Raw genomic sequence first — 9,741 nt, 5'->3', positions numbered from 1 at the left:
CCCCCTACCCCCCTCCCGCGAGGGGAGGGGGGACTCAGGATTGCAAGGCCCGCACCGCCTTCCTGTCCAACCAAATCCCTCCGCCCACTGCCGCGACGACACTCGGGGCGGAGGCAGCCCCCTCCCCTTTTCCTCCCCCCGGGGGAGGGGGCGACGCCGCCGGGCGGAGCTGGCCCAACCCTTCCGAGCCGCGCCCGAGGCTCGCCGATCACGACCCGAGACGGGAGACAAGAATGTCCAAGCCCTCCTTCGACCGGCCCATCATCCTCGGGATCGTCGGCGACAGCGCGGCCGGCAAGACCACGCTGTCGCGCGGCATCGCCGAGATCCTGGGGCCGCAGCGCTGCACCCTGATCTGCACCGACGACTATCACCGCTACGACCGGCGCGAGCGGGCGGGCAACGGGGTCTCGGCCCTCGACCCCGCCGGCAACTACATCGACATCCTGGAGCAGCACCTGCACCTGCTGCGCCAGGGCCAGCCGATCCTGAAGCCGATCTACAACCACGACCAGGGCACGCTGGACCGGCCGGAATACATCGAGCCGAAGGAGTTCGTGGTCGCGGAAGGGCTGCTCGGCTACGCCACAAGGGCGATGCGCGACTGCTACGACGTCAAGATCTACCTCGACCCGGAGGAGGAGCTGCGGGTGCGCTGGAAGGTGCATCGCGATACCAGCAAGCGCGGCTACACCGCCGAGCAGGTGCTGGAGTCGCTGAAGAAGCGGGAATACGACAGCCCGACCTTCATCCGGCCGCAGCGGCTGTTCGCCGACATCGTCATCCGCTTCCAGCGGCCGCCCGGCGCCAACTCCTCGGCCGGGGCGCCGGAGACCGACCACCGGCTGGACGTCGCCCATATCCTGCGCCCGACCCTGCCGCACCCGAATTTTTCCCGGCTGATCGAGGCGGTGGGCGACGGCAGCGTCGGCTTCGAGCTGACCCGCGACGAGGGCAAGCCGGTGGACGTGCTGGAGATCCGCGGCTCGATCTCCGACCGCCGGGCCGAGCGGGTGGAGGAGTACCTGTGGGAGCACATCCCCGAGGCCAGCCACCTGCGCGCCGACCTCGGCCGCTACGACGGCGCCGCCGGCCGGGCGGTCAGCCACCCCCTCGCCCTCACCCAGCTCCTGGTCGCCTTCCACATGGTCAAGGCCGCCCAGGGCGTGCACGCCGTCTGAGGAGGACCGCATGGCCCGCATCACGCTGCGACAGCTTCTGGACCACGCCGCCGAGCATGGCTACGGCGTGCCCGCCTTCAACATCAACAACATGGAGCAGATCCTGGCGATCATGGCGGCGGCGCAGAAGGCCGACGCGCCGGTGATCCTGCAGGCCAGCCGCGGCGCCCGGTCCTATGCCGGCGACCTGATGCTGGCGAAGATGGTGGAGGCGGCGGAGGCGATGCATCCCGGCATCCCGATCTGCCTGCACCAGGACCACGGCAACGACGACAGCACCTGCCTGTCCGCCATCCAGCACGGCTTCACCAGCGTGATGATGGACGGCTCCCTGGAGGCCGACGCCAAGACCCCGGCCAGCTGGGACTACAATGTCGGCATCACCAGCCGCATCGCCGCCGCGGCCCATGCCGTCGGCGTGTCGGTGGAGGGCGAGCTCGGCGTGCTCGGCAGCCTGGAGACCGGGCAGGGCGAGGCCGAGGACGGGCATGGCGCCGAGGGTGCCCTGGGCCACGACCAGCTGCTGACCGACCCGGACCAGGCGGTGGCGTTCGTGCGCGAGACCCGGGTCGACGCGCTGGCCATCGCCATGGGCACCTCGCACGGCGCCTACAAGTTCTCGCGCCGGCCGGATGGCGAGATCCTGGCCATGCATGTGGTCCAGGCGATCCATGAGCGGCTGCCGGAGATCCACCTGGTGATGCACGGCTCCTCCTCCGTCCCCGAGGCGCTGCAGGAGCAGTTCAACCGCTTCGGCGGCGAGATGCCGAAGACCTGGGGCGTGCCGGTGGAGGAGATCCAGCGCGGCATCCGGCACGGCGTGCGCAAGGTCAACATCGACACCGATTGCCGCCTGGCCATGGCCGCCGAGATCCGCCGCGTCGCCGTGGAGAAACGCGGCGAGTTCGACCCGCGCAAGTTCCTGCAGCCGTCGATGGCGGCGCTGGAGGCGCTGTGCCGCGAGCGCTACGAGCAGTTCGGCACGGCCGGCCAGGCGTCGAAGATCACCCCCCTGCCCCTGCCCGAGATGGCGAAACGCTACCGGTCCGGCGCGCTGGACCCGCGCATCGCGATCGGCGCCGCAGCCTGAGAGGAGAGCTCCATGAGCACGAACGTCACGACCCTCGACACCAAGGCCGCAACCGTCACCGGCAAGGACCGCTACAAGGCCGGGGTGCTGGAATACCGGAAGATGGGCTATTGGGAGCCCGACTACGTGCCGAAGGACACCGACGTCCTGGCGCTGTTCCGGATCACGCCGCAGGACGGGGTCGACCCGGTGGAGGCGGCGGCGGCGGTGGCGGGCGAGAGCTCCACGGCCACCTGGACCGTGGTCTGGACCGACCGGCTGACCGCCTGCGAGAAGTACCGGGCCAAGGCCTATCGCGTCGACCCGGTGCCGAACCAGCCGGGCCAGTACTTCGCCTACATCGCCTACGACCTCGACCTGTTCGAGCCGGGGTCGATCGCCAACCTGACGGCGTCGATCATCGGCAACGTCTTCGGCTTCAAGCCGCTGAAGGCGCTGCGGCTGGAGGACATGCGGCTGCCGGTCGCCTATGTGAAGACCTTCGACGGGCCGCCGACCGGGATCGTGGTCGAGCGCGAGCGGCTGGACAAGTTCGGCCGGCCGCTCCTGGGCGCCACGGTGAAGCCGAAGCTCGGCCTGTCGGGCCGCAACTACGGACGGGTGGTGTATGAGGCGCTGAAGGGCGGGCTCGACTTCACCAAGGACGACGAGAACATCAACTCGCAACCCTTCATGCATTGGCGCGACCGGTTCCTGTACTGCATGGAGGCGGTGAACCGGGCCCAGGCGGTGACCGGCGAGGTCAAGGGCACCTATCTGAACGTCACCGCCGCGACCATGGAGGACATGTACGAGCGGGCGGAGTTCGCCAGGTCGCTCGGCAGCGTCATCGTCATGATCGACCTGGTGATCGGCTACACCGCGATCCAGTCGATGTCGAAATGGGCGCGGCGCAACGACATGATCCTGCACCTGCACCGCGCCGGCCACGGCACCTACACGCGGCAGAAGACGCATGGCGTGTCGTTCCGGGTGATCGCCAAATGGATGCGCCTGGCCGGGGTCGACCACATCCATGCCGGCACCGTGGTCGGCAAGCTGGAGGGCGACCCGAACACGACGCGAGGCTTCTACGACATCCTGCGCGAGGACCATCTGCCGGCGAAGCTGGAGAACGGCGTGTTCTTCGACCAGGACTGGGCCAGCTTGCGCAAGGTGATGCCGGTGGCGTCCGGCGGCATCCATGCCGGGCAGATGCACCAGCTGCTGGACTATCTGGGCGAGGACACGGTGCTGCAGTTCGGCGGCGGCACCATCGGCCACCCGATGGGCATCCAGGCCGGCGCCCAGGCCAACCGCGTCGCGCTGGAGGCCATGATCCTGGCCCGCAACGAGGGCCGCGACACCAAGGTGGAGGGGCCGCAGATCCTGGCCGACGCCGCCCGCCACTGCCAGCCGCTGCGCCAGGCGCTGGACGTCTGGAAGGACGTCACCTTCGACTACGCCTCGACCGACACGCCGGACTTCGTGCCGGCCGTCACCGCCGCCAGCTGAGGAGGCCATCATGCGCATCACCCAGGGATGCTTCTCCTTCCTGCCCGACCTGACCGACCGGCAGATCACCGACCAGGTGCAGTACTGCATCGACCACGGCTGGGCGGTGAACATCGAGTTCACCGACGACCCGCACCCCCGCAACACCTATTGGGAAATGTGGGACCTGCCGATGTTCGACATCCGCGACGCCGCCGCGGTGATGACCGAGCTGGCGTCGTGCCGGAAGGCCTATGGCGACCGCTACATCCGCATCTCCGGCTTCGACGCCACGCCGGGCTGGGAGTCGCTCAGGATCTCGTTCCTGGTGAACCGCCCGCCGGAGGAGGCGCGCTTCCATCTGGAGCGGCAGGAGGTGGAGGGACGGAGCATCCGGTACACGACGAGGCTGGTGGCGTCTTCCGCCCCTTAGGCCGGTTCGTTTCCCGCGTTTTCCTTTCTGTCATGCCCGGGCTTGACCCGGGCATCCAGAGGCTGTCGACGCCCACTGGATTGCCGGGTCAAGCCCGGCAATGACGGATGGGGGAAGCGCGAGAGCAAGTTCAAGAAACCCAAAGAGGCCCGCCATGACCGAAGCCGCCCTCGCCGCGCCACCCGACACCCGCATCGACCTCGCCCGGGAATTCGCCGAGACCCGGATCGACGAGGTGTTCGAGGCGCTGGACCGCGAGCTGGTCGGTCTCGTCCCGGTGAAGACCCGGATCCGCGAGATCGCCGCGCTGCTGCTGGTCGAGCGGGTGCGCCGCCGGCTCGGCCTCGGCGCCGAGGCGCCGACCCTGCATATGAGCTTCACCGGCAACCCCGGCACGGGCAAGACCACCGTCGCCCTGCGCATGGCCGACATCCTGCACCGGCTCGGCTATGTCCGGCGCGGGCACCTGGTGTCGGTCACCCGCGACGATCTGGTGGGCCAGTACATCGGCCACACCGCGCCGAAGACCAAGGAGATCCTCAAAAGGGCGATGGGCGGGGTGCTGTTCATCGACGAGGCCTACTACCTGTACCGGCCGGAGAACGAGCGCGACTACGGCCAGGAGGCGATCGAGATCCTGCTGCAGGTGATGGAGAACCAGCGCGAGGACCTGGTGGTGATCGTCGCCGGCTATGGCGACCGGATGGAGAAGTTCTTCACCAGCAACCCCGGCTTCCGCTCGCGCATCGCCCATCACGTCGAGTTCCCGGACTTCTCCGAGGACGAGCTGATCGCGATCGGCGAGGGCATGCTGGCGCGGCAGAACTACCGCTTCAGCCCGGAGGCGCTGGCCGCGTTCCGCGACTATGTCGCCCGCCGCATCCGCCTGCCGCATTTCGCCAACGGAAGGTCGATCCGCAACGCGCTGGACCGCGCCCGGCTGCGCCAGGCCAACCGGCTGGTGCGCGACATGCCGCCCGACCTGACGGTCGAGGATTTCGTCACCCTGGCCGAGGCCGACATCCGCGCCAGCCGCGTGTTCTCGGCCGAGCCGCCGGAAGTGGAGGCCAAGCTGTGAATACGATCATCGCCCCCTCGATCCTCTCCGCCGACTTCGCCCGGCTGGGCGAGGAGGTGCGCGCGGTCGTCGAGGCCGGCGCCGACTGGATCCATATCGACGTGATGGACGGGCATTTCGTGCCCAACCTGACGATCGGGCCGGATGTGGTGAAGGCGCTGCGGCCGCACAGCGACCGGGTGTTCGACGTGCACCTGATGATCGCCCCGGCCGACCCGTATCTCGACGCCTTCGCCAGGGCCGGGGCCGACGTCATCACCGTGCATGCCGAGGCCGGGCCGCATCTCGACCGGTCGCTGCAGCACATCCGCGCGCTCGGCAAGCAGGCCGGCGTGGCGCTGTGCCCGGCGACGCCGGAGGACGCCGTCGTCCATGTGCTGGACCGGCTGGACCTGATCCTGGTGATGACGGTCAATCCCGGCTTCGGCGGCCAGGCCTTCATCCCGGCGATGGCCGACAAAATCCGCCGGATCCGCGCCATGATCGGCGACCGGCCGATCCGCCTCGAGGTCGATGGCGGGGTGACGCCGGAGACGGCGGCCGTCGTCGCCGAGGCCGGGGCGGACACGCTGGTCGCCGGCTCCGCCGTGTTCCGCGGCGGTGCCTATGAGGCCAACATCGCCGCCATCCGGCGCGGCGCCGAAGGAGGAGCCAGCCGGCCGGCGGCGGCATGAACGCCGGGGCTCGTGCCGTCGTGTTCGACCTGGACGGCACCCTGGTCGACAGCGTCGCCGATGTCGCCGCCGCCCTGGCCGCGGTGCTGCGCGAAGCCGGGATCCACCCGCTGTCGGAGGCCGAGGTGCGCGGCCTGATGGGTCATGGTGCGCCCGGCCTGCTGCGCGGGGCGCTGCGGCTGCGGCGCTGCGATCCCGGCGAGGCGGAATGGATGACGCGGCGCTTCCTCGACCGCTATGCCGCGGCGCCGGCGGTGCGCAGCACGGCCTATCCCGGCGCGGTCGAGGCGGTGGCGGCGCTGGCGGCGGCCGGGGTCCCGGTCGGCATCTGCACCAACAAGGCCGCCTGGACCGCCCGGTCGGTGCTGCGGGCGCTGGGCTTCGCGCCGCATGTCGGGGCGCTGGTCGGCGGCGACAGCGGCCACGGCATGAAGCCGGACCCGGAACCGCTCTTGGCCTGCATCGCGGCGCTCGACGCGGCGCCCGAGGACACGGTCTATGTCGGCGACCATCACGTCGACATCGCCACGGCACGGGCGGCCGGGGTGCGGGTGCTGGCGGTGCCCTTCGGCTACGGCGACGTCTCCGCGCTGGAGCCGGACGGCATCCTCGCCGATTACGCCGCGCTGCCCGGGATGCTCGGCCTGGCCGAGGCCGGGTAGCGATGCGGCTCCGGGCCATCCTGTTCGATGTCGACGGCACTTTGGCCGAGACCGAGGAGGTGCATCGCCAATCCTTCAACGCCGCCTTCCGCGCCGCCGGGCTGGATTGGCACTGGAGCCGGGCGCTGTATCGCGAGCTCCTGGCCGTCACCGGCGGCAAGGAGCGGATCGGCCGTTTCCTCGCCGGGCTGGCCGACCCGCCCCGCTGCGACGTGGCGGCGCTGCACCGGGCCAAGACCGAGCGCTACACCGCGCTGGTGGCGGCGGGCGCCGTGGCCCTGCGCCCCGGCGTCGCCCGCCTGCTGGCCGAGGCGCGGGCGCAGGGCGTGCGGCTGGCCATCGCCACCACCACGACCCCGGCCAATGTCGCGGCGCTGCTGGCGGCGGCGCTGGGGCCGGACGGGCCGGCCCTGTTCGAGGTGATGGTCGCCGGCGACGCCGTGCCCCACAAGAAGCCGGCGCCGGACGTGTACCGGGCGGTGCTGGAGGCGATGGGGCTGGACCCGGCCGGCTGCATCGCGATCGAGGATTCGCGCAACGGCGTGCTGTCCGCCCGCCGCGCCGGCCTGCCGGTGCTGGCGACGCCGGGCCTCTACACCGGCGACGACGACCTGCGCCACGCTCTGGCGGTGCTGTCCGACCTGGGCGAGCCGGACGCGCCCTACCGCCATCTCGGCGGCGCCGGGGCCGGCGAAGGCCGGGTGACGGTGGAGGCGCTGGGGCGGTGGGTGCGAGACAGCGGCGGGATGTTGGGTTCGCCGACGCGAACCCAACCTACGGCACGTCGGTTCGGGTAGGTTGGGTTCGCGCCAGCGAACCCAACAGCACCAGCCGCCCCTACTTCCCGATCTCCTCCTGGATCGTCCGCGACAGGGCGAACAGGCGGCGTTCCAGGACGAAGGGCTGGTCGCAGATCGCCGGCAGCAGGCGCTCGCGCTCGTCGAAGACGCGCTGGTCCCAGGTCAGCTGGGTCTCCAGCTGCTGCCGCTTCTGCGCCACCGCCATGTCGGTCGAGGTCGCGTCGACGCCGTCCAGCGCCGACGTCGTCTGCTCGATCCGCCGGGCCAGCGCCTCCTGACGGGCGTTGAAGCGGCGGATGCCGCGGATGATGGTGGCGCGCTCGCCGTTGATGCTCTCGAACAGGCCGGCGAACAGCTCCGACAGCGCGACCTTGCGGTCGCCCTCGTAGCCGGCGGCGAAGCGGCGGATCTCGGCCGTCGCCTCGTCGACCGTGACGCGGCGCGGCGCCACCCGCTCGACCAGCGCCGCCACCACCGCGTCGTCGCGCCAGGACGGGCCGTTGGCCGTGGGGTCGTCGCCCGGCCACATCGCGCCGACCGACAGCTCCGGCTGCAGCACCTGGACGCAGGGCCAGTCGTCCTTCTTGGTGTCCTGCGCCCAGGCTGCGGCGGGCAGCAGGGCCAGGAGGACGGGGAACAGCCATGTCGCGGTAAGAGGGGCGGAGCGGACCATGACGGCCTCCTTTCAGCCGGCGCCGGGGCCGCGGACGCGGGCGACGAGGCCGCGCGCCGGGTCATAGGCCAGGATCGCCCCGCCGAGGAACGCCACGGCGAAGGCAAGGACGAGCAGCAGCGACCGGGTGTCGGCCTGGCCGTAGAGGGCGAAGCGCACCAGTTCGACCGCATAGGTGAAGGGGTTCAGGCCGCAGACGTCGCGCAGCAGCGGGCTCGCCTCCTCCACCTTCCACAGCGGGTAGAGGGCCGAGGAGGCGAAGAACATCGGGAAGATCACGAAGTTCATCACCCCGGCGAAGTTCTCGAGCTGGCGGATCGCCGAGGACAGCAGGAGGCCGAGCGCGCCCAGCATCAGCCCGGACAGGACCAGCGCCGGCAGCACGGCGAGGTAGCCCATCGGCGGCGGCTCGATGCCCCAGAACCGGGCGATCAGCAGGAAGACATAGACCTGCGGCAGCGACAGCAGCGTGCCGGCCAGCAGTCGCGCCGTGAGGAGATACCAGCGCGGCATCGGGCTGGTCAGGAGCACCCGCATGCTGCCCATCTCGCGGTCGTAGACCATGGACAGCGAGCTCTGCATCCCGTTGAACAGCTGGATCATCGCGATCAGCCCGGGGACGATGTACTCGTCGTAGAGGATATAGGTCTCGTAGGGCGGGATGATCGAGACGCCGAGCACCGAGCGGAAGCCGGCGGCGAAGATGAACAGCCAGACCAGCGGCCGCACCAAAGCGGAGAGGAAGCGGGTGCGCTGGTGCACGAAGCGCAGCGCCTCGCGCCACAGGATGCCCAGCAGGCAGCGCCAGGCGCCGCCGAGGGTGACCATGCCGAGGGGCCCGGCGGGGATCTCCTGGGCCGTGCTCATGCCGCCTCCGTCAGCCGGCGGAAGGCGTCCTGCAGCCCGCCGGCGCCGAGATCGGAGATGATCGCCGCCGCCGGCCCCTGCCGCAGGATGTGGCCGCGATGCAGGATGATGGTGGGGTCGGCCGCCTCGACCTCGTCGATCAGATGGGTGGCCCAGACCACGGTCAGGCCGCGGTCGCGCACCAGGCCGCGGACATCGGCCAGGATCGCGGCGCGGCTGCGGATGTCGAGCCCGACCGTCGCCTCGTCGCACAGCAGCAGGCGCGGCTGGTGCAGCAGGGCGCGAGCGATCTCGATGCGCCGCATCTCGCCGCCGGAGAAGCTGCGGATCTTGCGGTCGGCCTCCTTCGCCAGCCCGACCCGCTCCAGCTCCGCCGCGATGCGGGACCGGGCGACGGGTCCCGGCATGCCGTGCAGCGCCGCGTGGTAGCGCAGATTCTGCCGGGCCGAGAGGTCGGGGTCGAGCGCGCGCTGCTGGAACACCACGCCCATCAGCGCCAGCGCCCGCCCGGGTTCCTGCGCCAGGTCGCGGCCGAACACCCGGATCTGGCCGGACTGGGCGCCGTAGAGCCGGGTGACGAGGGAGAACAGCGTGGTCTTGCCGGCACCGTTCTGGCCGAGCAGGACGGTGAAGGTCCCGGGCCGCACCGCGACCTCGATTTCCGCCAGAATCTCGCGCCCGCCGATCCGGTGAGAGAGGCCGGAGACGGAGAGGGCGTCGGGGTCAGAGGCGGGCATGAGAGAGAGCCCGATGACGGAGAAAACGGAGTCCCCCCTCCCCTTGCGGGAGGGGGCTAGGGGGAGGGGGTTG

Annotated in this window: 11 protein-coding genes; 8 read left to right on the top strand and 3 right to left on the bottom strand. The window is 70.8% G+C overall.

The features are described 5' to 3' along the window. The first annotated feature begins 233 nt into the window (after positions 1-233). The 8 genes from ACFW16_RS35515 to ACFW16_RS35480 all read left to right on the top strand — a co-directional run bounded on the left by ACFW16_RS35515 (position 234) and on the right by ACFW16_RS35480 (position 7,388). Positions 234-1,181 (top strand): phosphoribulokinase, encoded by a 948-nt coding sequence (locus ACFW16_RS35515; RefSeq protein ID WP_380313827.1) that lies wholly within the window; start codon positions 234-236, stop codon positions 1,179-1,181. Between the two features lie 10 nt (positions 1,182-1,191). After that, the gene (fba, locus tag ACFW16_RS35510; protein ID WP_380313826.1) at positions 1,192-2,271 is read left to right on the top strand and encodes a class II fructose-bisphosphate aldolase; all 1,080 of its coding nucleotides are present in this window, start codon (positions 1,192-1,194) and stop codon (positions 2,269-2,271) included. 12 nt (positions 2,272-2,283) lie between these two features. Then, the gene (locus ACFW16_RS35505) at positions 2,284-3,765 is read left to right on the top strand and encodes a form I ribulose bisphosphate carboxylase large subunit (RefSeq protein ID WP_380313825.1); all 1,482 of its coding nucleotides are present in this window, start codon (positions 2,284-2,286) and stop codon (positions 3,763-3,765) included. Between the two features lie 10 nt (positions 3,766-3,775). Further along, complete coding sequence (locus ACFW16_RS35500) at positions 3,776-4,177, top strand: ribulose bisphosphate carboxylase small subunit (protein WP_380313824.1); 402 nt, start codon at positions 3,776-3,778, stop codon at positions 4,175-4,177. Between the two features lie 154 nt (positions 4,178-4,331). Next, the gene (gene cbbX, locus ACFW16_RS35495) at positions 4,332-5,255 is read left to right on the top strand and encodes a CbbX protein (protein WP_380313823.1); all 924 of its coding nucleotides are present in this window, start codon (positions 4,332-4,334) and stop codon (positions 5,253-5,255) included. Further along, positions 5,252-5,929, top strand: coding sequence for a ribulose-phosphate 3-epimerase (gene rpe, locus ACFW16_RS35490; protein WP_380313822.1), 678 nt, complete (start codon positions 5,252-5,254; stop codon positions 5,927-5,929). The genes cbbX and rpe overlap by 4 nt, the downstream gene beginning before the upstream one ends. Next, entirely contained in the window at positions 5,926-6,591 is a 666-nt protein-coding gene (locus tag ACFW16_RS35485; protein ID WP_380313821.1) for an HAD-IA family hydrolase, read from the top strand. Before rpe ends, ACFW16_RS35485 begins: the two co-directional genes overlap by 4 nt. Before the next feature lie 2 nt (positions 6,592-6,593). Beyond that, positions 6,594-7,388, top strand: a complete 795-nt coding sequence (locus tag ACFW16_RS35480) for an HAD-IA family hydrolase (RefSeq protein WP_380313820.1) — start codon at positions 6,594-6,596, stop codon at positions 7,386-7,388. 40 nt (positions 7,389-7,428) lie between these two features. Here ACFW16_RS35480 and ACFW16_RS35475 read toward each other — a convergent pair whose 3' ends face one another. Genes ACFW16_RS35475 through ACFW16_RS35465 form a run of 3 tightly spaced genes read right to left on the bottom strand, consistent with a single transcriptional unit; the run spans position 7,429 to position 9,668 of the window. After that, the gene (locus ACFW16_RS35475; protein ID WP_380313819.1) at positions 7,429-8,064 is read right to left on the bottom strand and encodes a hypothetical protein; all 636 of its coding nucleotides are present in this window, start codon (positions 8,062-8,064) and stop codon (positions 7,429-7,431) included. A 12-nt stretch (positions 8,065-8,076) separates the two neighbouring features. Beyond that, on the bottom strand, positions 8,077-8,892 hold the full coding sequence (locus ACFW16_RS35470; RefSeq protein WP_380313828.1) for an ABC transporter permease: 816 nt from the start codon (positions 8,890-8,892) through the stop codon (positions 8,077-8,079). 35 nt (positions 8,893-8,927) lie between these two features. Beyond that, positions 8,928-9,668 (bottom strand): ABC transporter ATP-binding protein, encoded by a 741-nt coding sequence (locus ACFW16_RS35465; RefSeq protein ID WP_380313818.1) that lies wholly within the window; start codon positions 9,666-9,668, stop codon positions 8,928-8,930. Positions 9,669-9,741: the final 73 nt, after the last annotated feature.

The sequence above is a fragment of the Inquilinus sp. NPDC058860 genome, assembly GCF_042743185.1.
In the GTDB taxonomy this organism is placed as follows: Bacteria; Pseudomonadota; Alphaproteobacteria; order DSM-16000; family Inquilinaceae; genus Inquilinus.
Note: the sequence above shows the minus strand (reverse complement) of the source record. Positions and strands in the feature narration are given on the sequence as shown.

Coding starts and splice junctions, on each gene's coding strand:
- ACFW16_RS35480 (WP_380313820.1), top strand. CDS start 6,594: ATGCGGCTCCGGGCCATCCTGTTCGATGTCGACGGCACTTTGGCCGAG.
- ACFW16_RS35485 (WP_380313821.1), top strand. CDS start 5,926: ATGAACGCCGGGGCTCGTGCCGTCGTGTTCGACCTGGACGGCACCCTG.
- ACFW16_RS35470 (WP_380313828.1), bottom strand. CDS start 8,892: ATGGTCACCCTCGGCGGCGCCTGGCGCTGCCTGCTGGGCATCCTGTGG.
- cbbX (WP_380313823.1), top strand. CDS start 4,332: ATGACCGAAGCCGCCCTCGCCGCGCCACCCGACACCCGCATCGACCTC.
- ACFW16_RS35505 (WP_380313825.1), top strand. CDS start 2,284: ATGAGCACGAACGTCACGACCCTCGACACCAAGGCCGCAACCGTCACC.
- ACFW16_RS35465 (WP_380313818.1), bottom strand. CDS start 9,668: ATGCCCGCCTCTGACCCCGACGCCCTCTCCGTCTCCGGCCTCTCTCAC.
- ACFW16_RS35475 (WP_380313819.1), bottom strand. CDS start 8,064: ATGGTCCGCTCCGCCCCTCTTACCGCGACATGGCTGTTCCCCGTCCTC.
- ACFW16_RS35515 (WP_380313827.1), top strand. CDS start 234: ATGTCCAAGCCCTCCTTCGACCGGCCCATCATCCTCGGGATCGTCGGC.
- fba (WP_380313826.1), top strand. CDS start 1,192: ATGGCCCGCATCACGCTGCGACAGCTTCTGGACCACGCCGCCGAGCAT.
- ACFW16_RS35500 (WP_380313824.1), top strand. CDS start 3,776: ATGCGCATCACCCAGGGATGCTTCTCCTTCCTGCCCGACCTGACCGAC.